This window comes from Caulobacter segnis (genome assembly GCF_031454995.1).
Lineage (GTDB): Bacteria > Pseudomonadota > Alphaproteobacteria > Caulobacterales > Caulobacteraceae > Caulobacter > Caulobacter segnis_E.
Genome location: NZ_JAVDRV010000001.1, coordinates 1 through 23,256 on the forward strand (window position 1 = coordinate 1; position 23,256 = coordinate 23,256).

Sequence of the window (23,256 nt, forward strand, 5' to 3'; positions counted from 1 at the left end):
GTCAGCGTCAATGATCCACTCCGTAGAGTGAACCGCCAGAGCGCCGCCGCCTGCGTTTCTCTTTCCAAATCAACAATGTCAAAGACCCGAACCGCTTCAGCGACCCCACCGTTTAGCGCCCGGTGTCGGCGGAGGCGGCTATCTATCCAACCTCGAATTCCGTGTCAAATCGTTTCTTGAAGAAACTCTCCGACTTTTTCCGCCAGCCGGCCCAGGAGGCTTTCGGCGGAGCCGGCAGCTTCTAAAGAAGTCACCGGAGCCAGTCAAGCATCTTTTTCAAAAGAAAGAGAAGCTCTTCTGGAGTGAAATACTTAAGCAACCTTGCGGCGGCTCGAGTATTTCAGGGAGGGCGGCTTCTAGCGAAACCGAATTCCCAGGTCAACCGCCTCTTTTTTCTTTTTCTCTACTTGAGGCCGAAGCCACTTTAGAGCGCAAAAGACACCCGAAGCGCGCCGTAAGGAGCGCCACAAGTTCGAAGAGATTCGATTGAGGCTGCGGAACTTAGCGATCTACTGTTCGAAACGCAAGCCCCGAAAGGCGAAGGTTTCGTTCAGCGGCCGCGGCCCCGAAGCGAGGGGCGGCTTCTAGAGGCCCTCTTCCCGCCCGACAAGCCTGAAATAGCCATCTTATCCCCAGATGGACCATTCCTCTGTGCATGAACATCGGCATGCGAGGCTTGCGTCGCGGCGAAGCGTCGCCCAGAAGGCTGAACGCTCTTTAAGAGACGCGCCCCGCGCGTTCGAACAAGGTCACCGGCGTCCATGTTGTCCCAGAAGGCGCGCTACGCCCTGCGCGCGATGATCGAACTGGCCCGCGAGAACGGGCAGGTCACGGCCGGCGAACTGGCCGAGCGCGCCGACGCGCCGCGCAAGTTCCTCGAGGCGATCCTGCTGTCCCTGTCGCGCGAGAGTCTGGTGATCAGTCGGCGCGGCAAGTTCGGCGGCTATGTCCTGGGGCGCGCGCCCGACCAGATCAGCTTCGCCGAGATCATCCGCCTGGTCGATGGACCCCTGGCCTTGACACCCTGCGTCAGCCGCACGGCCTTCCGCCGCTGCGAGGACTGCCGCGATATCGCCACCTGCGCCCTGCGCGAGGCCCTGCTGCGAGCGCGCGACGCCACCGCCGCCGTCCTGGAGGGCTATAGCCTGGCCGACGCCGTGCAAGGCGTCGGCGCGGAGTTGATCGAGGGCTGAGCGTTCAGCCCTCTCTTATATAGACGACCCTCGCCGTCACCCCGCGGCGATATAGGCCTTGAGGCCGTCGGCCTCGGCCAGCGCCTCGTTGATCTTGTGCTTCACGAGGTCGCCGATCGAGATGATGCCCGCCAGGCGCCCGCCCTTCACCACCGGCAGGTGGCGGATCCGGCGATCGGTCATGCGCTCGAGCAGGGCGTCGACCGTTTCGTGCGGCTCGGCGAAGATGACCTTGGCGCTCATGCAGCTGGAGATCGGCTTGGTCAGGGCCGCGGCCCCTTCCTTGGCGATCACCCGGACGATGTCGCGCTCCGAAAGGATGCCGACCACCGCCTCGGTCTCGTCGACCACCACCATGGCGCCCACGCGGCGCGTGTGCAGAAGGGCCGCGGCGGCGCCGACGGTCTCCTGGGGGGAGGCCGTGAACACCAAATCACCCTTGTCCTTGAGGATTTGAGAAATCAGCACTTAGCTACCTCCCTTGTTCTTTATGGAACGAGGGTCTCGCAAATGGGCCCCGGGATCAATGGGGATCGCGCGACGCGGGATCGGCGGACCCAGCCCACTGGGCGAAGGGGCCGATCAGCAGGACCCCGGCGGCGAAACCGATCAGGTGCGCCTCCCAGGCGACGCCCGCCCCTCCCCCCGTCAGCAGGCCGCCGGCGACCGCCATGACGAGATTGACGACCAGCCAGCCCAGCCCCAGCGACAGCACCTGGGGTCCGAACATGGGGCCAAGCCCGCCGCGCCCGTCCATGGTGCGGGCCGCCGCGCCCATCAGGCCCGAGACCGCGCCGGACGCGCCGACCACGGGACCGGCGCCGTCGGGGTGCAGCATCGCGTAGCCCAGTCCCGACACGATCCCGCACGCCATATAGAAGAGCCAGAAGATCGCCCCTCCCCGCGCGTTGGTTCCCAACAAGCGGGCGACCGGCGCGCCGAAGGCGATGGCGAAGGCCGAATTCATGAACGCGTGCAGCCAGCCGCCATGCACGAACATCATGGTGACGACGCCGGTCCAGTGTCCGGCCCAGAAGTCCCTCGGAACCAAGGCCAGCGAGAGGATCGTCGGCTCGTCCGCCCACATCAACAGCGCGGTGGAGACCAGGATCGAGGCGGCGGCCAGCAAGGCCGGCCAGGGCGCGTTGAAGATCGGTTCGGGACGTTCACGCGCCATCGTTACTCGAAATCCTTGGCCGGGCGTCTGAATCGAGGCCCGCGTCCCTAACGCTTATCTAGTGGGCTCCGGCGCCGGCACAAAGCCCGGCGCGAAGCAAAGACGGCGTGAGCGCGGTCAGGTCGAGCCGCCGCTGGACTGGGATCGCGCGTCGATGACGCGCCGCCCGCCCCAGCTCGTGATCTTCGCCAGCAGCGCGCGGGGATCGATGGGCTTGCCCACGTGATCGTCCATGCCGCTGGCGCGATAGAAGGCGATCTGGTCGGGCAGGACGTTGGCGGTCAGGGCGATGATCGGCGTCGAGGCCGCCTCGCCCTCGAGGTCGCGGATGGCGCGGGCGGCGGTCAGGCCGTCCATGCGGGGCATGTGCACGTCCATCAGCACGAGATCGTAGACGCCGGCGCGCGCCGCCTCGACCGCGGCGAGTCCGTCGGCCACCGTCTCGGCCTCGTGCCCCATCACCCGGACCAGCGTTCCGATCAATTCGCGATTGGCGTCGTTGTCGTCGGCGACCAGCAGTCTCAGCGAGCGCTCCGGCGCCAGCCGCGCGTCCTCCGCGGTCATTTCGGGCGGAGCCGCCACGGGAAGATCCAGCACGCACCAGAACCGCGCGCCCTCGCCCGCGATGCTGTCGACGCCGATTTGACCGCCCATCAGCTCCACGATCTCCTTGCTGATCGCGAGGCCCAGCCCCGTGCCGCCGAAACGACGCGACACGTCGCCCCCGCCCTGGGCGAACCGGTCGAACACGTGATCCAGCAGGGGCGCCGCTATGCCGACGCCCGTGTCCGACACCGACAGCTCCAGCCGCTCGAACCCCGGCGCCGCGCCCGGCAGCCGCTCGACCGCCAGGGCGACTCCGCCCGCGTCGGTGAACTTCACCGCGTTGCCGAGGAAATTGACCAGCACGTGACGCAGCCGTTCGCGATCGCCCTCCAGCCAGCGCGGGCAGTCGGGGGCGACGTGGACGCTTAGCGAGAGTCCCTTGCTCCGCGCGGCCGCCTCGAACATGCCCGCCGCCCGCGCGGCCAGTTCCGGCAGGTCGAACGGATCGCGCTCCAGATCGACGCCGCCGGCCTCGAGCTTCGAGAAGTCGAGGATGGCGTTGAGCGTCTCGAGCAGCATGGCGCCGGCGTCGCGAATCCGCTCCAGGTGACGCATCTGCGCGTCATCCAGCGTCGTGTCCTCCAGCAGTTCGGCGAAGCCGAGAATGCTGGTGAGGGGCGTGCGGAGCTCATGGCTCATATTGGCCAGGAACGCCTGGCGCGCGGCGGCGGCGGCTTCGGCGCGCTCCCGCGCGTCGGCCAGGGCGGCCTGGGCCTCGACCGCCTCTGTGATGTCTGTCTCGTTGACCAGCACGCAGGGCTCGCCCGTCATCGGATCGGGCGTCCGCCGGATGGTCAGGCTATGCCAGCGCGGCCCCCTGGCCGTGGCCATGCGATAGCCGCCCTCGACCACGTCGGTGTCCAGAAGCGCGGCCCATAGGATTTCGCCCGCGTCGGTGTCGGCGAACACGTCCGCGAAGCGCGCGCCGCGATCGGGATAGGTCGCCAGCGCGGCGGGATTTCCGAAGATGCGACAGCCGTCGGCGTCATAGAGCGAGACCAGCGCGCTGGTATGGCGAAGGGCCTCGATCGCGCGCTGTTCCTCGGCTTCGGGACTTAGCCTTACGCCCTCGCACAACATGGCCCAGCCGCCGTCCGCAAGGGTGATGCGCGAGATCATGGTGTTGACGGTGACCGCCGCGCCGTCGGGATAGAAGGTCCAGCGCTGCTCGGCGGTCCCGGTCTCAAGTCGCGCGGCCAGGTCGCTCATCCGGGTGCGCACCGCCTGGGACGCGTTCGAGAAATCCCGGGCGCGCAGAGCGTCCAGCGACGGCGCGCGCCAAAGCTCCAGCGCGGCCTGATTGGCGTATAGCGTACGCTTGCGGACGTCGTCGAAGACCCAGACCGGGCGCCGCAGGGCGTCGAAGTCCAGGGCGAGCGACGCCTGAACCTCCGAAGCCACGGTGCTTTCGACGCTCGACTTCAAGGTGGGGAGTCCCGCTTGGCGATGTAGAGCTTCTAGCAAAACCACCTTTGGCCAGCTGTTAACGGGGGATTTTGTCGCACCTGGGAGGGGCGAGGCCTCGGCGGGGTCGATTTGCCGTTTCCTCGGAGGCGCGCCTGCGATAGGGCCTCGCCTTCCGATCCTCCCGCTCCATATCCGTGACGACCATGGCCTCTCCTTCCCGCGCGCCCGTACTCGCCCTCAAGGACGTCCGTCTCGCCGACGGCGCCAAGCCCCTGTTCGACGGGGTCGATCTGGCGCTGGAGCCGCGGGTGCGCGCCTGTCTCGTCGGCCGCAACGGCGCGGGCAAGTCGACGCTACTGAAGATCCTCGCCGCCCAGGGCGTCGAGGCCGACAGCGGCGAGCGCTCGGTGCAGCCGGGCGCCAAGATCGTTTATGTCGGCCAGGAACCGGAGATCACCGGCGAGACCCTGCTCGACTACGCCACCGCCGGCGGCGCCCAGGACTACGAAGCCCAGGCCGCCCTGACCGATTTCGGTCTCGATCCCGACAAGGCCGCCAAGGGCCTGTCGGGCGGCGAGACCCGCCGGGCCGCCCTGGCCCGCGCCTTCGCCGAGCAGCCGGACGTGCTGTTGCTGGACGAGCCGACCAACCACCTCGACATCTTCGCGATCCAGACGCTGGAAGAGGAGTTGGCCGCCTCGAAGTGCGCCGTGCTGATCGTCAGCCACGACCGCGCCTTCCTGAACCGCGTCACCGAGCGCTGCTTCTGGCTGGAGCACCGCAAGATCCGCCGCCTGGACCGGGGCTTCTCGGAGTTCGAGGCCTGGGCGGACAGCGTGATGGCGGCTGACGCCGAGGAGGCGCGGCGGCTGGACAAGGTTCTGGAGCGCGAGAACGCCTGGCTGGCGCGCGGCGTCCAAGGCCGCCGGGCCCGCAACGAAGGCCGCCGCCGCGCGCTGCTGGCCCTCCGCGCCGAGAAGAAGGATCGCCAGGGCGATCAGCGCGGGACCATGACCATGGCGGTCGAGTCCTCGGGCATCTCGGGCAAGCGCGTGGTCGAGGCCAAGGGCGTCACCAAGCGGTTCGGCGAGCGGACCATCGTCGAGGACTTTTCGACCCGCATCCTGCGTGGCGACCGCGTGGCGCTGGTCGGCCCCAACGGCGCGGGCAAGACCACCCTGGTCAAGCTGCTGCTGGGCGAGCTGCCGCTGGACGCCGGCTCGGTGCAGCTGGGCGCCAATCTGGAGGTCTCGTACATCGACCAGGCGCGCATGGCGCTGTCGGACAAGATCACCGTCTGGGACTTCCTGACGCCGGGCGGCGGCGACTCCATCGTCGTGCGCGGCCAGTCCAAGCACGTGGCCGGCTACGCCAAGGAGTTCCTGTTCACCGACGCCCAGCTTCGCCAGCCGGTGACCAGCCTGTCGGGCGGCGAGCGTAACCGCTTGCTGCTGGCGCGCGCCCTGGCCAACCCCACCAACCTGATGGTGCTGGACGAGCCGACCAACGATCTCGACATGGACACGCTGGACCTGCTGGAGGACCTGCTGGCCGATTTCGAGGGCACGCTGATCCTGGTCAGCCACGATCGCGACTTCATCGATCGGTTGGCCACGTCGACCATCGCGCTCGACGGCCGGGGCAAGGTCGTCGAGACGCCGGGCGGCTGGACCGACCTGATGGACCAGAACCCCGGCTTCTTCAGCGCCGTCCGCGCGCCGATCACCGTCGCCGCGCCCAAGACCGCGCCGGCCGCGCCGCCGCCTCCGAAGAAAAGCGTGAAGCTTTCGTACAAGGATCAGCGCCGCCTGGAGGAATGCGAGGCCCTGATCGCCAAGAGTCCGGCGATCATCGCCAAGCTCGAGGAAGCGCTGACCGACCCCAATCTCTATAGCCGAGATCCCGCGACGTTTGATAAAACCATGAAAGCCTTGGACAAGGCGCGGGCGGATCTTGAACAAGCCGAGATGGAATGGCTGGAGCTTGAAGAGAAAAAGGAAAGCCTGGCGGCGAACTGATCGCATATGTTGCTGGGCGAGGTCTTGGCGCTCTAGTCCGTCGACCTCATACGACTATCGCCCCTTGAATTGCTCCACCCGACATGCATTGTCGCCGTGACCCATTACACGGGCGCGGCTGGGGCCAGTCGTGGGGCGTGGCGACCGCGGAGGCGTCCCGCGGCGAAACGACACATCCCCCGATAAGCAAGCAACCTAGCATCGCGTGGGCGTATTGAATGGTCGCGTCGCCCGCCGCGAAGCGGAAGCGGCGAACGCCTGATCCGCGCCGCTCCCCAAGGGCGGCCGTAGGGCGTGTTCGGGCTTTGCCGCCAGGCGCGGCGGACTGGGGGAAGAAACGCGTATGCCGCACGGGCTGGCGCAGCATGAGGGAAAGCGGCAGGCAGCCTTGCTGCAGGGCCTCTCCGTCGCTCTTCTGTGCGGCTTCTTCTTTAGCGAACAGCTGACCCGCACGCCCCTTGGAGTCGCCGCCTTCTGGCCCTCCAACGCCCTGCTGGCCGCGGGCCTCGTGGCCTTGACCCCAAGGCTTCGGCTGACCCTGGTCGCCGTCTTCGTGATCTTCCACATCGCCTCGAATCTGCTGGCCAGAGACGGCGTCGTCGAGAGCCTGCTCTATACGGCGATCGACACGCTCGAAGCGCTGGCCGTCTGGTGGGCCTGCGTGCGTCTCTGGGGGCGAGCGCCGCGCGTTCGGACCATGCGCGCCCTCGTCATCCTGCCCGCGGTGACCACGCCCATCGCGGCGACCTCGGCCTTGCTTTGCGCCTCGACGCTGTCGCTCTTCTTCGGCGAGCCGTTCCTCCGGACCTGGGTGGACTGGTTCCTGCGCGGCGCCCTGGGCCTGGCGGTCGTGCTGCCGGCGGCGCTCGTGCTGATCGACGCCCAGCATCGCCGGGCCTACCGCATCCCGTTACGCGAGCAGGGCGTCCTGCTGTTCGCGGTGGCGGCGGTCACCCTCCTCTGCGCGCATCCGCGATCGGGCGCGCCGCCGTTTCTGATCTTCCCCGTCGCCCTGTTCGCCGCCTATCGGCTCGGCGCCAGAGGCGCGACCATGGCGTCCATGATCGTGGCGCTGATCACCCTGCCGATCGCCATGTCGGGCGCTTCGCCGCGCTTCAACGCGATCCTGGGGCTGACGGCGCAAATCCGCACGATCCAGGTCTTCATCGCCGTGCTGTTCTACACCTGCATGGCCGCCAGCCTTGCCCTGACCCAGCAGGATCGCCTCAGGCGCCTGCTCCAGCGTCGTGAACTGTTGACGCGCGCGGCGCGCGCCCGCGCCTTGGCCGCCACGCAGGCCAAGACGGAGTTCCTGGCCACGATGAGCCACGAGATCCGGACCCCGCTGAACAGCGTGCTCGGCTTCGCCCAACTGCTGGCCAAGCGCGACGACCTCTCGCCCGACGCGCGGCGACAAGTGAACATGATCGACAGCGCCGGCGCCGCCCTGCTCGCCGTGCTGGACGATGTCCTGGACTTTTCCCGTGTCGAGTCGGGCCAGATCGAGCTGCAGCTCCAGCCGACCTCCGCGGCCGACCTCGTGCGCCATACGGTGGCGATCATGGCGCCCGAGGTCCGGGCCAAGGGGCTCGACCTCGATCTCGACATCGTCGATCCGACCCAGGGACACCACGCCCTGGACGCCGATCGCCTGCGCCAGGTGTTGATCAACCTGCTCAACAACGCCGTCAGGTTCACCAACCAGGGGCGCATCTCCGCGCGGTTGACCATCGAACCGGGGGTGGCCGCGGACAGGCTTCGTTTCGAGATCGTGGACACCGGTGTCGGTATTGGCCTGGAGAAGCAGGCCCTGCTGTTCCAGCGCGCCTCGGCCGATATCGCGCTGGGTCGGATGCCCGCCGGCGCGGGGCTGGGCCTGGCCATCTGCAGGGCGCTGGTCGCCGCCATGGGCGGCAAGATCGGCGTCGACAGCGCGCCCGAACGCGGCTCTTGCTTCTGGTTCGAGCTCTCGGCGCGGCGCGTGGAGCCGGCCGCCTCGCCGCCTCCCGCTCCGGCCAGGGAAGCGGCGGTCGGTCGTGTCCTCGTCGTGGACGATCATCCAATCAATCTGGAGATCGCCGCCACCCTGATGAGCATGGCTGGCTACGAGGTCGACCAGGCGGAAAGCGGAAGCCAGGCGATCGCGCGCGCCCGAAAGACGGCCTACGACCTGATCCTGATGGACATGCACATGCCCGAGATGGATGGGCTGCAAGCGACGCAAGCGATCCGCGCTCTGCCTCCGCCGTTCGGAACGGCGCCAATCATCGCCATGAGCGCCGACGCCCTGCCCAGCCAGGTCGAGCGCTGCTACGCCGCCGGCATGGTCGATCACATTCCCAAGCCGGTGCAACGCGAGGCGCTGTACGCCAAGGTCGATCGCTGGCGGCGCAAGCCCGCGGGCTGATCCGCTCGCCTTGGCGCTTGGAAGTCAGCCGCCTCGCCCCTAACTTCACCGCGAACCAAGGGGAGAGCCGCTCGATGCGCCGCCGCGCTTTTGTCGTCCTGGGGGCCGCGCTGAGCCTCGCCGCCCTGACCGCTTGCTCTCCCTCGCCCAGCAAGGACGCCGCGCCGGCCGGCGTCACCAAACTAAAGCTGGCGACCGACTGGCGGGCCGAGGCGGAGCTTGGCGGCTACTACCAGGCGCTGGCCACCGGCGAGTACAGGAAGCGCGGTCTGGACGTGACCCTGATCCAGGGCGGCCCGGCGGTGAACGTGCCTCAGCTCTTGGCCACCGGCGCGGTCGATGTCGGCGTCGGCTCCAACAGCTTCATCGTCATGAACCTGGCCAAGGAAGGCGCGCCGGTGAAGGCCGTGGCCGCCTTCATGCAGAAGGACCCGCAAGTCCTGATCGCCCACCCGGACCAGGGGATCAATTCGATCGCCGACATGAAGGGTCGCCCGATCCTGCTGGCCGACGCCTCGATCACCGCCTTCTGGGTCTGGCTGAAGGCCAAGTACGGCTTCGGCGACGACCAGGTGCGCAAGTACAACTATTCCAGCGCGCCGTTCCTGGCCGACAAGCGCGTGATCCAGCAGGGCTACGCCACCAGCGAGCCCTACCTGATCGAGAAGGAAGGCAAGATCAAACCGGCGGTCTTCCTGCTGGCCGACAGCGGCTATCCCGCCTACGCCTCGATGGCCCTGGTCCCCGACAGCCTGATCGCCAAGAACCCGGCGGCCGTGCGAGCCTTCGTGGAGGCCACCGCGGCCGGCTGGAGGTCGTATCTGTACGGCGATCCCAAGCCCGGCGACGCGGCGATCCTGAAGGACAATCCGGAAATGACCCAGGACGTGCTCGACCAGGCCCGCGAAAAGATGCGGTCGTACGGCATCGTCGGGAAAGACGGCGAGATCGGCCAGATGAGCGACGCCCGCTGGACCGAGTTCTTCAAGGTCGCGTCCGACCAGGGCGTCTACCCCAAGACCATGGACTATAAGAAGGCCTACACGCTGCAGTTCCTGCCCAAGGGCCAATGAGCAACCCCAAGAACAATAGGGGCGTCGCCAGCCTTGCCGGGGTCGAGGTCGACTACGCCCGGGGCCGCGCGCTGGGGCCCGTCGATCTGACGCTCGCGCAAGGCGAGATCGTCGCCCTGGTCGGACCGTCCGGCTGCGGCAAGTCGACGGCCTTGCGCCTGCTGGCGGGCCTGGAGACGCCGACGCGCGGCGCGGTGACGCGCGACGCCGACAAGGGCGAGACCTCGGTCGTCTTCCAGTCGCCCACCCTGGCGCCGTGGCTATCGGCGCGGGACAATGTCGCCCTGCCGCTGGAGCTGGCCGGGGTCGCCAAGCGCGAGGCGCTGACCGCCGCCGATGAGGCGCTGCGCAAGGTGGGCCTCGCCCAAGCGGTGGCCGCCCGGCCGGCGCAGCTGTCCGGCGGCATGGCCATGCGGGCGTCCCTGGCTCGCGCGCTTGTCACCCGCCCTCGCCTGCTGCTGCTGGACGAGCCGTTCGCCGCCCTGGACGAGATCACCCGCCGCGCCCTGGCCGACGACGTCCTGGCCCTGGCCGCCGAGCTTTCGCCCGCCGTCGTCTTCGTCACTCACAATGTCGAGGAGGCGGTCTACATGGCCCGCCGCGTCGTAGTCATGACCCCCGGCCCCGGCCGCATCGCCGGCGAGATCGCCATCGACGGCCCGCTGGTCCGCCCGCCCGGCTTTCGCACCACCGAGGCGTTTCGCGCCGCCGCCGAAACCGTCTCCGGCCTGCTGGCTCGCGCCACCGAGGCGGCGGCATGAAGCGGATCCTGGCCCCGTTGATCCTGATCGCCATCCTGCTGGGCGGCTGGGAGATCGCCTGCCGCGCCCTGGCCGTGCCGCCCTACCTGCTGCCCGCGCCCAGCGCGATCGGCATGGCGTTCGCGGAGTCCTGGCCGTTGCTGCTGAGCTCGGCCTGGGCGACCCTGTCCACGGCCCTGATCGCCCTGGTCATCGCCAGCCTCGTGGCTTGCGCCCTGGCTCTGGCCGTCAGCCTGAACACCCTCCTGGAGGACGCCGTCCGACCGATCGCCGTCACCTTGCAGGTCACGCCGCTGGTGGCGATCGCGCCGCTGGTGACCATCTGGGCCGGCATCGAGCATCCCGGGCGCGCCGTGACGGGGCTGGCGGCCGTGGTCGCGTTCTTCCCGATCTTCTCGGGCGCGCTCACCGGCCTCAAGGCCGTCGATCCCGACCTAGCCCGCCTGTTCGACCTCTATGGCGCGACGCCGTTTCAGCGCCTGGTCCGCCTGCGCCTGCCCTCGGCCGTTCCCGCCCTGCTGGAAGGGCACAAGGTGGCGGCGGGCCTGGCGGTGATCGGGGCTGTCGTGGCCGAGTTCGTGGCCGGCTCGGGCGGCGCCCAGGGCCTGGCCTGGCGCATCCTCGAAGCCTACAATCGTTTGCAGACAGCGAAGGTCTTCGCGGCCCTGGTGGCCCTGGCCATCCTCGGCGTCGGACTTAACGCGGCGATGGAGTTTGTCGAACGTCGACTTCTCAACACTTGGCGCGGTCGTTAGGCCAAGATTAAGCCGCCGCCTCTACGAACGTATCGACGTTCTTTCGGTTCGGATGTTCATGCGCGTCGCAGCTTTCACCGCCGCTCTCGCCGATCGGAAAGCTATCGCGCGTGGCGAGGCGCGCTGATGGAATCCCGCCTCCACGAACTGATCACCCTGGCCAACGAGCCCTCCAGCGAGAAGCGGCGCGAGCTGCTGCGCGGCGTCACCGACATGTTCTTCGCCGGCGACGGCCACAGCGCGCTGGAAATGGAGCTGTTCGACGACGTGCTGAGCCAGCTGGCCGGCGACATGGAAGAGGCCGTGAAGGCCGAGCTGGCCCAGCGGCTTGGCGACGCCCAAACCGCGCCACGCGGCCTGTCCCGGGCCCTGGCGTCCGAGACGATCACGGTGGCGGCGCCGATCCTGCGCGGGTCGGGCGCGCTGACGGATGAGGACCTGCTGCACGTCGCTCGCACCCAGGGCCAGGATCACCTGCGGGCGATCTCCCAGCGTCCCAGCGTTTCGAGTGTCGTCTCCGACGCCATCGTCGCGCGCGGCGATGACGACACCCTGGGCGTGCTGCTGCGCAACGAGGGCGCGGTGCTGTCGCGCGAGGCGCACGAAACCGTCGTCGACCGGGCCGCCGCCAACCCCGCGCTGCACGAGGCGGTGATCGACCGCCATAGCCTGCCCGTCGACCTGCTGAACGAGATGTACTTCGTCGCCGAGGCGCGACTGCGCGACCGCATCCTGGAGCGCAACGCCGACGTCGATGCGGCGACCCTGGAGGCCGCGCTCGCGGCGGGTCGCAAGCGGATCGCGGCCAAGGACGGCGCTCTGCCGCCCGACCACGCGGAGGCCGAGAAGGAGTTCCGCGCCCTGCGCGCCAAGGGGCCGATCTCGCCGCAGATCCTGGCCAACATGCTGCGCGCCAAGCGCACGACCCTGTTCCTGGTGGCCTTGGCCGACCTGGCCGACGTCGACTTCCACACCGCCCGCAAGATCCTGGAGCGGCGCGAGATGGACGCCCTGTCGGTGATCTGCAAGGCGGCCGACTTCGACCGCGCTCTGTTCCTGACCTTCGCCCTGCTGATCCTGGAACCTTCGGACGAGGTGATGGGCCGGGCCAAGGCCTATGGCGAGCTCTACGCCGCCCTGCCGCGCGAGGCGGCCTTGCGCACCATCCGCTTCTGGCGCCTGCGCCGGCAGACCGGCGACGTCGCCGCCGCCTGACCGCCAGGGACTAAAACCCGCCTTTGTCGCGCCTTGCGCCCGCCATGCGGGACAGCCAAGGTGCGACCTCCTTTTTCCTGCCTTGGATTCTCGATGATCAGCGCTTCGCGCTTGGCGCTTGTCGCCGCCGCCGGTTTCTCGCTCGCCGCCTGCTCCCACGTTCCTAGGCCGTCCCTGCCATCGCTGAAGCGCGAGCCCGCCATCGAGGCGCCCGCCCTGTCCGGCCCGCGCAAGGAAGACCTGAAGCCCGGACAGTGGGCGCAGGCCCTGTCGGACATCGCGCCCGATCCCGCCTGGCGCTTCGGCGTGCTGCCCAACGGCATGCGCTATGCGATCCGCAAGAACGCCACGCCGCCGGCGCAAGCGTCCTTGCGCCTGTGGATCGACGCCGGATCGCTGATGGAGGCCGACGACCAGCAGGGCCTGGCGCACTTCCTCGAGCACATGGCCTTCAACGGCTCCAAGAACGTGCCCGAAGGCGAGATGATCAAGATCCTGGAGCGCCACGGCCTGGCCTTCGGGGCCGACACCAACGCCCAGACCAGCTTTGACGAGACAAGCTATCAGCTGGACCTGCCCAAGACCGACGCGGACACGGTCGACACCTCGCTGATGTTGCTGCGCGAGGCGGCTAGCGAATTGACTATCACCCAGGACGCGGTCGACCGCGAACGCGGCGTCGTGCTGTCCGAGGAGCGCGCCCGCGACACGCCCGGCTATCGCGTCGCCATCAAGACCCTGTCGGCGCAGATGGACGGTCAGCTGCCGCCCAAGCGCATCCCGATCGGCAAGACCGAGATCCTCAAGAACGCCTCGGCCCAGCGCATCCGCGACTTCTACGAGGCCTATTACCGCCCCGAACGGGCGGTGCTGGTCGCCGTGGGCGACTTCGACGTCGACGCCATGGAGGCCAAGATCAAGGCCAAGTTCGGCGACTGGGCCGGCAAGGGCCAGCCGGGCAAGAACCCGGACGTCGGCGCGGTGGCCAAGCGTGGCCCGACCGCCAAGCTGATCGTGGAGGCCGGCGCGCCGTGGAGCGTCCAGATGACCTGGACCCGCAAGCCGGACGGCCTGGTCGAGACCAAGGCGCTGGACGAGCGCGATATGCTGGAGAACCTGGCCTTCGCCGTGCTGAACCGCCGCCTGCAGGCGCTGGGCCGCCTGGCCGAGCCGCCGTTCATCGCCGGCGGGGCCTTCAAGGGCGACCAGTACGGCGCCGTGCGCGTGACCACCCTGGGCGCGACCGCCCAGCCAGGCCAATGGCAAGACGCGATGCGGGCGCTGGACGCCGAGCAGCGCCGCGCCGCGCAATATGGCGTGCGCCAGGACGAGCTGGATCGCGAGATCGCCAGTCTGCGCGCGGGCCTGGCGGCCGCGGCCGCGGGCGAGGCCACCCAGCGCACGCCGGCCCTGGCCAATCAGTTGGTCGACACCCTGGGCGACGCCGAGGTCATCACCTCGCCCAGCCAGAACCTGGCCTTCTTCGACGCCCTGACCAAGGGCCTGACCGCCGAGCGCGTCAACGCGGTGCTCAAGTCGTCTTTCGCCGGCTCTGGCCCGCTGGTGGTCATCGCGGCGCCGAGCAACATCGAGGGCGGCGAACCGGCGATCCTCAAGGCCTATGAGGACCTGAAGGCCCAGCCCGTCACGCCGCCGGCCGCGCCGGGCGTGACCGTCTGGCCGTATTCCAGCTTCGGCCCCAGCGGCAAGGTGGTCGAGCAGAAGGAGGTCAGCGACCTCGACACCGTCTTCGTGCGGTTCGAGAATGGCGTGCGCCTGACGGTGAAGCCGACCAAGTTCCGCGACAGCCAGGTCGTGGTGAAGGTCCGCGCGGGCAACGGCCTGCTGGACATGCCGTCCGACAAGCAAAGCCCGCTGTGGTCGGGCTCGGCCTTCATCGAGGGCGGCCTCAAGCAGATCTCCGCCCAGGACATGGAGCGGGTGCTGACCGGCAAGATCTGGAACGCCCAGCTGGGCGTCGAGGACGACGCCTTCACCCTGAACGGCCGGACGCGTCCCGAGGACCTGTCGACCGAACTGCAGGTGCTGGCGGCCTTCGCCACCGAGCCCGGCTGGCGTCCCGAGGCGTTCAATCGCGTCAAGACCAGCTACGGCACGCTGCACGACCAGCTGCAGAGCACCACGGGCGGGGTCCTGGGTCGTGATCTGGGCGGCCTGATGCATGGCGGCGACCAGCGCTGGACCTTCCCCTCGCGCGAGCAGATCGCCAACGCGTCGCTCGACGACCTGAAGACCGCCGTCGCCAACCCGCTGACCAAGGACGACATCGAGGTGGTCATCGTCGGCGACACCACGGTCGACAAAGCCATCGCCGCCGTGGCCGACACCTTCGGGGCCCTGCCCGCCCGGGCCGAGCTGGCGGCCTCGGACGCAGCTCGCCAGGCGCCGTTCCCCGCGCCGTCGGCGACGCCCATCGTGCGCACGCACAAGGGCCGCGCCGATCAGGCCGCGCTGTTCATGGCCTGGCGCACCGACGACCTGTTCTCGAACCTGCAGCGCTCGCGCGATGTCTCGGTCCTGGGCCAGGTCCTGCAACTGCGCCTGATCGACGAGCTGCGCGAGAAGCAGGGCGCGACCTATTCGCCCAACGCCTCCTCGACCGCCAGCGTGGTGTTCAAGAACTGGGGCTATCTGGCGGTCAGCCTCGAGGTCCCGCCCGAGAAGTTGGACAGCGTGGTCGCCTCGATCCGCGAGATCGCCGCCGACCTGCGCGACAAGCCCGTCACCGAAGACGAGCTGGAACGCGCCAAGAAGCCGCGTATCGACCAGATCGAGAAGGCGCGTGTGACCAACGAGTACTGGGTGGGCGCGCTGTCGGGCGCCCAGACCGATCCGCGCCTGCTGGACGCCACCCGCTCGGTGCTGGCGGGCCTGGCCCGCGTCACGCCGGCCGACGTCCAAAAGGCGGCCAAGACCTATCTCGCCGACGACAAGTCCTGGCTGCTTCTGGTCAAGCCAGAGGCGGCGGCGAAGTAGAGTTCAAGGCGAAGGGCCTCGCTTCCGGCGGGGCCCTTTGTCTTTTGAAGGACTGGATTGTGCGCCAAAATGGGACAGTCCAGCCCTTGGCCCGGTTCCTCCAGCAAGCTCCGTGCGGCCCACCAGCGGCCGCGAAGGAGCTCGCCGGGGGACAAGGATGTTCCATCCCAGCACGGAACGACTGATCGACTACTGGCGCGAGCGCCGGGGCGAAGAGCCCTTGCCGCGCCGCGCCGACATCAATCCGGGGGACTTCCTGGAGCTGCTGCCCCAGGTGTTCGTGCTGGGCCGCGACGGCGCGCGTCTCCCGTTCCGTCTGGCGGGCGGCTTCGTCAGCGACCTGCACGCCCGCGATCTGCGCGGACAGGACGCTCTATCGCTGTGGGCCCTCGCCCACCGTCTCGAGCTGAAAAGCGCGCTCGACGTCGCGCGCAAGCGCCGCACGCCAGTGGTCGCCATCGCCGACATCCGCGCGCTGGGCGTCCCGTCGGTCGGCATGGAGGTGCTGTTCGCGCCCCTGCGCGGCGCCAAGGGCGAGACCGACCGGTTCCTGGGCCTCTATCAGCCGATCGGCGCGACGGCCCGTCTGATGGGCCGCCCCGCCTATGAGCTGGGCCTGCGCGAGGTCCGCCCGCTGGGCGAGGACAATCGCGACATGCCCCGCCTGCGCCTGGCGACTCTGGACGGCCGCCGGATCGCCTAGCCGCTAAGCCGCCACCGCCTGCTCGTCGCCGTAAACCGGCACGTCCAGCGGGGCCAGCGTCTGCTTGCCTCGGATCAGGTCCGACGCCCGCTCGGCGATCATGATCGTCGGCGCGTTGGTGTTGCCGCCGATCAGGTTGGGCATCACCGAGGCGTCGATCACCCTCAGTCCCGACAAGCCCTGCACCCGCAGCTGGTCGTCGACCACCGCCAGCGGATCGCCGGCCACGCCCATGCGGCAGGTGCCGACGGGATGGTAGATCGTCTCGGCCTTGGCGCGGATCCAGGCGTCGAGGTCGGCGTCGGTGCGCACGTCCGCGCCTGGCGCGTATTCGGCGTCGCGATAGGGGTCGAAGGCGGCCTGGGCCACGGTCTCGCGGGCGATCCGGACGCCTTCGCGGATGGCGCGGCGATCCTCGTCGGTCGACAGATAGTTGGCCAGGATGGTCGGATCATCGAACGGATCGGCCGAGCGTAGGCCGACGTGTCCGCGACTCTCCGGGCGAAGCTGACAAACGTGCAGGGTGAAGCCGTCCTTCTCGACCACGACCTTGCCGTGGTCCTGCATGATGGCCAGCACGCCGTGGATCTGCAGGTCGGGCCGGTCGAGATCGGGCCGCGACTTCAGGAACGCGCCGCTTTCCAGGAACTGCTGGCGACCGATGCCCTTGCCGAACAGCATGTAGTTGAGGCCAACGCCCAGCTTGTTCAGGCCTTTGTTGGCCGAATAGGCGGTCTTGAGGTTCTTGGCGGTCCACGAGACACAGACGTCCAGGTGGTCCTGGAGATTGGCGCCAACGCCCTTGGACTCGTGGACGACGCCGATGCCCTGGGCCTTCAGTTCATCCGGCGCGCCGACGCCCGACAGCTGAAGGATGTGGGGCGACTGCACGGCGCCGGCGCTGAGCAGCACCTCGGCGTCGGCATAGGCGGTCCGGCGCTCGCCGCCCTTGCCGGCGACATATTCGACACCGACGGCGCGACGCTTCTCGATGATGATCCGCGTGGTTCGGGCCTCGGTGACACAGGTCAGGTTCGGGCGCGACAGGGCCTGGGACAGATAGGCCATGGCCGCGCTCCAGCGCTTGCCGTCGCGGATCGTCAGATCGTAAGGGCCAAAGCCCTCCTGCTGGAAGCCGTTGAAGTCCTTGGTGGTCTTGTGGCCCGCCTGGCGGCCCGCCTCGACCAGGGCGGTGTAGAACGGGCTGTCGGACTCGCCCTTCGACACGTGCAGCGGGCCCTTGTCGCCATGATAGGCGTCGCCGCCGCCATGGTGGGTCTCCGAGCGTTTGAAGTACGGCAGCACCTCGGCATAGGACCAGCCGGTCAGGCCCATCTGCCGCCACTGGTCGTAGTCGCGGGCATGGCCGCGGATGTAGATCATCCCGTTGATGGCCGAGGACCCGCCCAGGCCCTTGCCGCGCGGCCACCAGAGCTTGCGGTTGTCGAGATGCGGCTCTGCCTCGGTCCAGAAGCCCCAGTTCTGCTCGCCCTTGGCCTTGATCAGCTCGCCCACCCCGGCTGGCATCTTGACCAGGACCGAGGTGTTCTTGCCGCCGGCCTCCAGCAGCAGGACCTTGATGTTGGGGTCTTCCGTCAAGCGCGCGGCCAGCACGCAGCCGGCCGACCCGGCGCCGATGACGACGTAATCATAGCGTTCGCTGGCCATGGCCTGGACGCCCTCCCTCGAAGGTTATCGTTGTTAAGGCGAGAGTGATCCGGCTTTGGCCAGCGCGCAAGCCGTGCCGCGACGTAACGCCGCGACCCGGAAAACGAGTGTCTCGCATTTTAACTCTACCCAGAACCTGCTATATACGACCTATGGATGAACGGGGCGCGATACAGCGCACCGTCCCTACCTTGCGGAAGACGCCTCTTGCAGGGTGGGTCCTTCCCGCGTTGGCCCTTCCCGCGCGGGAAGCGGGAGCGCCGCCTTGCGATCCCCCAAGCAGCAGGCGGCGCTCCCACGGCGTCTGGTTCCGAATTTGAACCCTAGGCTTCGACGCGCTTCAGATCGCGGGCGTAACGCTTCCAGTTCTCGACGTAGTGCAGGGCCGAGGCCTGCAAGATCATGGCGTGCTGCTCGCCGATCTCGCGCACCACCTTGCCCGGCGCGCCGACCACCATCGAGTTGTCGGGAATCTCCTTGCCCTCGGTGATCAGGGCGCCGGCGCCGATCAGGCAGTTCTTTCCGATCCGGGCGCCGTTCAGCACGATTGCTCCAATACCGATCAGAGACCCGTCACCGATCGTGCAACCGTGCAGCATCACCATGTGACCAATGGTCACGTTCGCGCCGATGGTCAGCGGCGAGCCAAGATCAGTGTGAAGCACCGAACCGTCTTGGATATTGCTGTTCTCTCCGACCGTGATCGGATCGTTGTCCCCGCGCGCCACCGCGCCCCACCATATACTCGCATTTCTCTTGAGAATTACATTACCCATCACGCTCGCCGTCGGCGCGATCCAGTATTCATCCTTGGGGGGCAGCGTCGGATTTAGCTCGCCCAGGGAATATACATTCATCCGTATGCCTCGTTTCTTGTCGGCGATTTCGAAATTAACGATCCGGAAACCCTATCGTCGCCATTGTAGTCTGGCGATTCAGGAGGGAACATTCCCCCAGCGGGAATCATTCTCCTGATCATGACGGGCCGGGGCGGAGACGCTCCCGCTCGCCCGCTGACGAAGACGAGGTGTCGCACTTGGCGTTTCGGCGTACAGCACCGTCCCCCGCCCACGGGGAGAGCTCCTCCGAGCCGCCCGGCCGCGTTCGCGGCTTCGTTCAAATCCAGCTCACCGCCAAGGACGACGCCTTACGGCCTCGTCCTTTTTTCATGCCCGAATGGAGGCTTTGATGACCAAGCGAGCCCTGAAGCGGATGGCGCGCGAAGGCGCGTACGAGACCGGTCAATATGACGACGCCAAGGTGCGCCGCCTGCCTGTCGATCACCGCGGCGGCTGGTCGCCTCTGCCCGATGAGGGAGGCGCGAGAGGGGATAGTCGGGACCAGAGCTATCTTAAAACCATAAAACCAAAATCGCCGGGTCAGGCCGAACTGATGGAAGCCATCGACGAGAAGAACCTCGTCATGGCCCTGGGTCCGGCCGGCACCGGCAAGACCTACATCGCCATCTCCAAGGCCGTGGAGGCGCTGGAGGCCGGTCGCGTCAGCCGCATCGTGCTCTCGCGCCCCGCCGTCGAGGCCGGCGAGTCGATCGGCTACCTGCCGGGCGACATGGAGGACAAGCTGGCCCCGTACCTGCGCCCGCTCTACGACGCCCTGACCGACCGCCTGTCGGTCAAGCGGATGCGGGCCCTGATGGCCGAGGGCGCGATCGAGATCGCTCCGGTCGGCTTCATGCGGGGCCGCACCTTGAACAACGCCTTCGTGGTGATCGACGAGGCTCAGAACTGCACGTACATGCAGCTGAAGATGCTGCTGACGCGCCTGGGCTGGCACTCGACCATGGTCGTCACCGGCGATCCCAACCAATCGGACCTGCTGCCGGGCATCTCGGGCCTGGCGGATGTCGCGGCGCGGTTCGAGGCGGTGTCCAACATCGCCGTCGTTCGCCTGGCCGACCGCGACATCGTCCGCCACCCGCTGGTCGCGGAGATGCTCGGCGTCCTGTAATTTTGTAACAACGATCTGAACTGAAGGCTTGAGTTCTGGGCGGTCGGACGTGCAAGGTCCGGCCGCCTTAATCGTTTTCTGGACATGTTCATGGCCGACTCGACCGCGCCGCGCAGCGAATTGACCCTCCGAGGGATACTCCTCGGCATCGCCATCACCCTCGTCTTCACCGCCGCGCAAGTCTATCTGGGCCTGAAAGTCGGCCTGACCTTCGCCACCTCGATCCCCGCCGCCGTCATCTCGATGGCCCTGCTGCGGGCGTTCAAGACCTCGACCATCCAGGAAAACAACATCGTCCAGACGATCGCGTCGGCGGCGGGGACGCTGTCGTCGGTGATCTTCGTCCTGCCGGGCCTCTTGATGATCGGCTGGTGGGCGAACGTGCCGTTCCTGCCCACCTTCGGCGCCTGCGCCGTCGGCGGCATCCTGGGCGTGATGTACACCATCCCCCTGCGCCGGGCCCTGGTGACCAATTCCAACCTCCCCTACCCCGAAGGCGTCGCCGCCGCCGAGGTGCTGAAGGTCGGCACCGGCTCGCGCGAGGGCGCGGCCGAGGGCAAGGCGGGCCTGGTCGCCGTCAGCCTAGGCGCGATCGCCTCGGCCCTGTTCGGCGCCCTGGGCGCGGCCAAGCTGTTCGCCGCCGAGGTCGCGGCCTACTTCAAGTTCAAGGCTGGCGCGGGCGCGACCGGCCTGGGCGCCTCAAGCTCGCTGGCCCTGATGGGCGCGGGCCACCTGATGGGCATCACCGTCGGCATCGCCATGTTCACGGGCCTGTTCATCGCCTGGGCGATCCTGGTCCCCATTCTCACCGTCGCCACGCCGATGCCGGACGCCGACGCCGCCACCCACGCCCTGGGCGTCTGGAAAACCCAGGTGCGCTTCCTGGGCGCGGGCGTCATCGGCGCCGCCGCCATCTGGACCCTGGCCAAGCTGGTCGGCCCGATCACGGCGGGCCTGAAGTCGGCCTTCGCCGCCGCCAAGCAGCGCAAGTCGGGCGGCGAGGCCCTGCCCCGCGTCGAGCAGGACATTCCGATCGGCATCGTCGGCCTGGTCTCGCTGATCCTGCTGGCCCCGGCCGGCTGGTTCCTGGCCCACTTCCTGGCGGGCGGCCCGATCGTCAGCCTGACCGCGCCGCTGGTCGCCATCGGCATCGGCTATCTGGTGTTCGCCGGCCTGCTGGCCGCCGCCGTCTGCGGCTACATGGCCGGCCTGATCGGCTCGTCCAACAGCCCGGTCTCGGGCATCGCCATCCTGAGCGTCCTGGGCGCCTCGCTGATGGTCGGCATGGTCGGCCGCGGCGTTATCGGCCCGGACGTGACCCAGGCCCTGATCGCCTTCGCCCTCTATGTCACCACCTGCGTCCTGGCCGTGGCCGTGGTCGCCAACGACAACCTGCAGGACCTGAAGACCGGCCAACTGGTCGACGCCACGCCGTGGAAGCAGCAGGTCGGCCTGATCATCGGCGTGCTGTCGGGCTCGATCGTCATCCCCTTCGTGCTGGAGCTGCTGAACCGTTCGAACGGCTTCGCCGGCGCGCCGAACCTGCACGCGATCTCGGACCAGCCGCTGGCGGCCCCCCAGGCCACACTGATCTCGACCCTGGCCAAGGGCGTGCTGGGCGGCGACCTCGATTGGGGCCTGCTGGGCGTCGGCGCCCTGATCGGCTTGGCTTTGGTCGCCGTCGACACGGTCCTGCGCAAGACCAGCAAGGACCGCTACAGCCTTCCGCCCCTGGGCGTGGGCCTGGCGATCTACCTGCCCAGCACCGTCACGGCTCCGGTCGTGGTCGGGGCCGTCGCCGGCTGGCTGTTCGAGAAGATCGTCGCCAAGGACCGCGCCGCCGAGCCGGCCAAGCGCCTGGGCGTGCTGATCGCCTCGGGCTTCATCGTCGGCGAGAGCCTGTTCAACGTCTCCCTGGCGCTGATGATCGTCTCGACCGGCAAGGGCGAGCCCCTGGCCGTCCCGTTCGCGCCGCCCGAGCACGTCGGCATGATCCTGTCGCTGATCGCCGCCGCGATCGTGGTCGTCGGCCTCTACCGCTGGGCCCGCAAGGCCGGCGCGAAGGCGTTGGAGGCGTAAGGGCCTCGATACTATCCCAGCGCGAGCCCCGGAAGGTCCAACCTTCCGGGGCTTTTCTTTGGGCGGCTTAGCGCCCCCTCCGTCTCGTCGCTTCGCGCCGATCCACCTCCCCCGCGAGCGGGGCAGGAGGGGGACCGCGTCCTCCTCACCCGAGAAACGGGGGAGGTGGCGCGATGCGGATACGCATCGTGACGGAGGGGGCGCTACGCCGACTTCACCACCGTGAACACCACCTCGCGCCGCCCCCGGTAGCCCAGCGACTCGTAGAGCCCGATCGCCGTGGCGTTGTCGGCGTAGCTGTGCAGGAAGGCCTGGTCGCCGCGCGCCAGGATCCTGGCCGTCACCTCGCGCAGCAGCCTGGCCGCGTAGCCCTTGCCGCGATGGCCGGGATGGACGCAGACGCCGCTGGCCTCGGTGTAGCCATCGGGGCGCATCCGCTCTCCGGCCATGGCGACCAACTGGCCATCGACCCGAACGCCGATGAACGCGCCCAGCTGGTGGGTGCGCGAAAAGAACGGGCCGGGCTTGGTCAGGGTGGCCAGGGCCAGCATCTCGGCCGCGTCGGCGTCACCCAGCGCCAGCATGTCGAAGGGAACGTCCCAGCCCGGCGCGACGGTCTCGGCCACCATCTGCAGGCAGACGGCGCTGGAGACGACCTCGGTTCCGGGAACGGGCGGTGGCGCGACCGGCTCGACGAGGCCCACGGGCCCCATCTGGCGCACCAGATCGCCGAGCGCGGCCAAGCTCTCGGGACCATCGTCGGTCATGGCGGCGAAAAGCCCGAAGTCGGGCGACATCCGGATCGCGGGGCCGTGTCGGACGGCGAGATCCGCCTGGCGTCCGTTCAGCGTGGCCCACACGGGGCGATCAAGGATGTGGGAGGTCATGTCCCCATTGAAGCGGGACAACGGACGGGGATCAACGCGTCAGCGCGCCCCGTCCGGTCACAAGTCGCCCGAAGGCCGGAGTTTTAGTCCAGGTCTTCGGCCAGGATGGCCATCTCGAACATGAACGAGCCGTCCTCGTCCTCGTCCTGGAAGATGACGCCGATGAACTCACCGGCGACTTCGACCTCGGCCGAGTCCTTTTGCTTGGGACGCGGCTTCAGCTGGATGTGCGGGTTCCCGAACGTCCGCTTCAGGTGCTTTTCGATCTTGGCGATGGTGTTGGCGTCCACGGGGGATCCTTATTCTTGGCTAGAAGCGCCCGGGGCGCGTCCTCGGGGCGAA

General features: G+C 68.4%; 18 protein-coding genes and 1 pseudogene. 12 read left to right on the plus strand and 7 right to left on the minus strand.

The genetic code is table 11. The annotated features are described in order from the left end of the window. The first annotated feature begins 761 nt into the window (after positions 1-761). The gene (locus J2728_RS00005) at positions 762-1,193 is read left to right on the plus strand and encodes an RrF2 family transcriptional regulator (protein WP_309994910.1); all 432 of its coding nucleotides are present in this window, start codon (positions 762-764) and stop codon (positions 1,191-1,193) included. 36 nt (positions 1,194-1,229) lie between these two features. On the opposite strand, the gene J2728_RS00010 is transcribed toward J2728_RS00005, so the two are convergent. The 3 genes from J2728_RS00010 to J2728_RS00020 form a co-directional block, all read right to left on the minus strand. Further along, on the minus strand, positions 1,230-1,661 hold the full coding sequence (locus J2728_RS00010; RefSeq protein WP_013078241.1) for a CBS domain-containing protein: 432 nt from the start codon (positions 1,659-1,661) through the stop codon (positions 1,230-1,232). A 55-nt stretch (positions 1,662-1,716) separates the two neighbouring features. After that, positions 1,717-2,370 carry a rhomboid family intramembrane serine protease gene (locus J2728_RS00015; protein ID WP_309994919.1) on the minus strand — a complete coding sequence of 218 codons (654 nt, stop codon included), beginning with the start codon at positions 2,368-2,370 and terminating at the stop codon, positions 1,717-1,719. A gap of 117 nt (positions 2,371-2,487) precedes the next feature. After that, entirely contained in the window at positions 2,488-4,401 is a 1,914-nt protein-coding gene (locus tag J2728_RS00020; protein WP_309994921.1) for a hybrid sensor histidine kinase/response regulator, read from the minus strand. Positions 4,402-4,586: 185 nt separating this feature from the next. On the opposite strand from J2728_RS00020, the gene J2728_RS00025 reads away from it, so the two are divergent. The 8 genes from J2728_RS00025 to J2728_RS00060 all read left to right on the plus strand — a co-directional run bounded on the left by J2728_RS00025 (position 4,587) and on the right by J2728_RS00060 (position 16,312). Then, positions 4,587-6,401, plus strand: a complete 1,815-nt coding sequence (locus J2728_RS00025; RefSeq protein WP_309994923.1) for an ABC-F family ATP-binding cassette domain-containing protein — start codon at positions 4,587-4,589, stop codon at positions 6,399-6,401. 343 nt (positions 6,402-6,744) lie between these two features. Further along, complete coding sequence (locus J2728_RS00030; protein WP_309994925.1) at positions 6,745-8,808, plus strand: MASE1 domain-containing protein; 2,064 nt, start codon at positions 6,745-6,747, stop codon at positions 8,806-8,808. Positions 8,809-8,882: 74 nt separating this feature from the next. Then, a complete protein-coding gene (locus J2728_RS00035) occupies positions 8,883-9,881 on the plus strand; it encodes an ABC transporter substrate-binding protein (RefSeq protein ID WP_309994927.1) in 999 nt (332 codons plus the stop codon). Continuing rightward, positions 9,878-10,642: an ABC transporter ATP-binding protein gene (locus J2728_RS00040; RefSeq protein ID WP_309994928.1), complete on the plus strand. Its 765-nt coding sequence runs from the start codon at positions 9,878-9,880 to the stop codon at positions 10,640-10,642. The genes J2728_RS00035 and J2728_RS00040 overlap by 4 nt, the downstream gene beginning before the upstream one ends. Further along, positions 10,639-11,397, plus strand: coding sequence for an ABC transporter permease (locus tag J2728_RS00045; RefSeq protein WP_309994930.1), 759 nt, complete (start codon positions 10,639-10,641; stop codon positions 11,395-11,397). The genes J2728_RS00040 and J2728_RS00045 overlap by 4 nt, the downstream gene beginning before the upstream one ends. A gap of 126 nt (positions 11,398-11,523) precedes the next feature. Beyond that, complete coding sequence (locus J2728_RS00050) at positions 11,524-12,612, plus strand: DUF2336 domain-containing protein (protein WP_309994932.1); 1,089 nt, start codon at positions 11,524-11,526, stop codon at positions 12,610-12,612. 93 nt (positions 12,613-12,705) lie between these two features. Further along, the gene (locus J2728_RS00055) at positions 12,706-15,609 is read left to right on the plus strand and encodes a M16 family metallopeptidase (RefSeq protein ID WP_309994934.1); all 2,904 of its coding nucleotides are present in this window, start codon (positions 12,706-12,708) and stop codon (positions 15,607-15,609) included. A gap of 157 nt (positions 15,610-15,766) precedes the next feature. Beyond that, complete coding sequence (locus tag J2728_RS00060) at positions 15,767-16,312, plus strand: PAS domain-containing protein (protein ID WP_309994936.1); 546 nt, start codon at positions 15,767-15,769, stop codon at positions 16,310-16,312. A gap of 3 nt (positions 16,313-16,315) precedes the next feature. Here the strand turns inward: J2728_RS00060 and J2728_RS00065 are convergent, their stop codons facing one another. Both J2728_RS00065 and J2728_RS00070 read right to left on the minus strand, forming a co-directional pair. Beyond that, on the minus strand, positions 16,316-17,980 hold the full coding sequence (locus J2728_RS00065) for a choline dehydrogenase (RefSeq protein ID WP_309994938.1): 1,665 nt from the start codon (positions 17,978-17,980) through the stop codon (positions 16,316-16,318). 323 nt (positions 17,981-18,303) lie between these two features. Beyond that, on the minus strand, positions 18,304-18,837 hold the full coding sequence (locus J2728_RS00070) for a gamma carbonic anhydrase family protein (protein ID WP_309994941.1): 534 nt from the start codon (positions 18,835-18,837) through the stop codon (positions 18,304-18,306). Between the two features lie 319 nt (positions 18,838-19,156). Between J2728_RS00070 and J2728_RS00075 the strand changes: the two genes are divergently transcribed. The 3 genes and pseudogenes from J2728_RS00075 to J2728_RS00085 form a co-directional block, all read left to right on the plus strand. Next, positions 19,157-19,948 (plus strand): PhoH family protein, encoded by a 792-nt coding sequence (locus tag J2728_RS00075; RefSeq protein ID WP_309994943.1) that lies wholly within the window; start codon positions 19,157-19,159, stop codon positions 19,946-19,948. A gap of 84 nt (positions 19,949-20,032) precedes the next feature. After that, a complete protein-coding gene (locus tag J2728_RS00080; protein ID WP_309994945.1) occupies positions 20,033-22,027 on the plus strand; it encodes an OPT family oligopeptide transporter in 1,995 nt (664 codons plus the stop codon). A 69-nt stretch (positions 22,028-22,096) separates the two neighbouring features. After that, positions 22,097-22,253 (plus strand): annotated as a pseudogene (locus J2728_RS00085) (hypothetical protein); the annotation flags it as partial. Here J2728_RS00085 and J2728_RS00090 read toward each other — a convergent pair. Together J2728_RS00090 and J2728_RS00095 are read right to left on the minus strand one after the other, a co-directional pair. Further along, positions 22,231-22,914 (minus strand): GNAT family N-acetyltransferase, encoded by a 684-nt coding sequence (locus J2728_RS00090; RefSeq protein ID WP_309994948.1) that lies wholly within the window; start codon positions 22,912-22,914, stop codon positions 22,231-22,233. The pseudogene J2728_RS00085 and the gene J2728_RS00090 sit on opposite strands and share 23 nt — an antisense overlap. An 83-nt stretch (positions 22,915-22,997) precedes the next feature. After that, a complete protein-coding gene (locus J2728_RS00095; protein ID WP_013078225.1) occupies positions 22,998-23,204 on the minus strand; it encodes a DUF3126 family protein in 207 nt (68 codons plus the stop codon). Between the last annotated feature and the right edge of the window lie 52 nt (positions 23,205-23,256).

What these genes read in the sequence shown, in the direction of transcription:
- J2728_RS00005 (WP_309994910.1), top strand. Translation starts at nt 762, where the DNA reads ATGTTGTCCCAGAAGGCGCGCTACGCCCTGCGCGCGATGATCGAACTG.
- J2728_RS00015 (WP_309994919.1), bottom strand. Translation starts at nt 2,370, where the DNA reads ATGGCGCGTGAACGTCCCGAACCGATCTTCAACGCGCCCTGGCCGGCC.
- J2728_RS00025 (WP_309994923.1), top strand. Translation starts at nt 4,587, where the DNA reads ATGGCCTCTCCTTCCCGCGCGCCCGTACTCGCCCTCAAGGACGTCCGT.
- J2728_RS00030 (WP_309994925.1), top strand. Translation starts at nt 6,745, where the DNA reads ATGCCGCACGGGCTGGCGCAGCATGAGGGAAAGCGGCAGGCAGCCTTG.
- J2728_RS00035 (WP_309994927.1), top strand. Translation starts at nt 8,883, where the DNA reads ATGCGCCGCCGCGCTTTTGTCGTCCTGGGGGCCGCGCTGAGCCTCGCC.
- J2728_RS00040 (WP_309994928.1), top strand. Translation starts at nt 9,878, where the DNA reads ATGAGCAACCCCAAGAACAATAGGGGCGTCGCCAGCCTTGCCGGGGTC.
- J2728_RS00045 (WP_309994930.1), top strand. Translation starts at nt 10,639, where the DNA reads ATGAAGCGGATCCTGGCCCCGTTGATCCTGATCGCCATCCTGCTGGGC.
- J2728_RS00050 (WP_309994932.1), top strand. Translation starts at nt 11,524, where the DNA reads ATGGAATCCCGCCTCCACGAACTGATCACCCTGGCCAACGAGCCCTCC.
- J2728_RS00055 (WP_309994934.1), top strand. Translation starts at nt 12,706, where the DNA reads ATGATCAGCGCTTCGCGCTTGGCGCTTGTCGCCGCCGCCGGTTTCTCG.
- J2728_RS00060 (WP_309994936.1), top strand. Translation starts at nt 15,767, where the DNA reads ATGTTCCATCCCAGCACGGAACGACTGATCGACTACTGGCGCGAGCGC.
- J2728_RS00065 (WP_309994938.1), bottom strand. Translation starts at nt 17,980, where the DNA reads ATGGCCAGCGAACGCTATGATTACGTCGTCATCGGCGCCGGGTCGGCC.
- J2728_RS00070 (WP_309994941.1), bottom strand. Translation starts at nt 18,837, where the DNA reads ATGAATGTATATTCCCTGGGCGAGCTAAATCCGACGCTGCCCCCCAAG.
- J2728_RS00075 (WP_309994943.1), top strand. Translation starts at nt 19,157, where the DNA reads ATGGAGGCTTTGATGACCAAGCGAGCCCTGAAGCGGATGGCGCGCGAA.
- J2728_RS00080 (WP_309994945.1), top strand. Translation starts at nt 20,033, where the DNA reads ATGTTCATGGCCGACTCGACCGCGCCGCGCAGCGAATTGACCCTCCGA.
- J2728_RS00090 (WP_309994948.1), bottom strand. Translation starts at nt 22,914, where the DNA reads ATGACCTCCCACATCCTTGATCGCCCCGTGTGGGCCACGCTGAACGGA.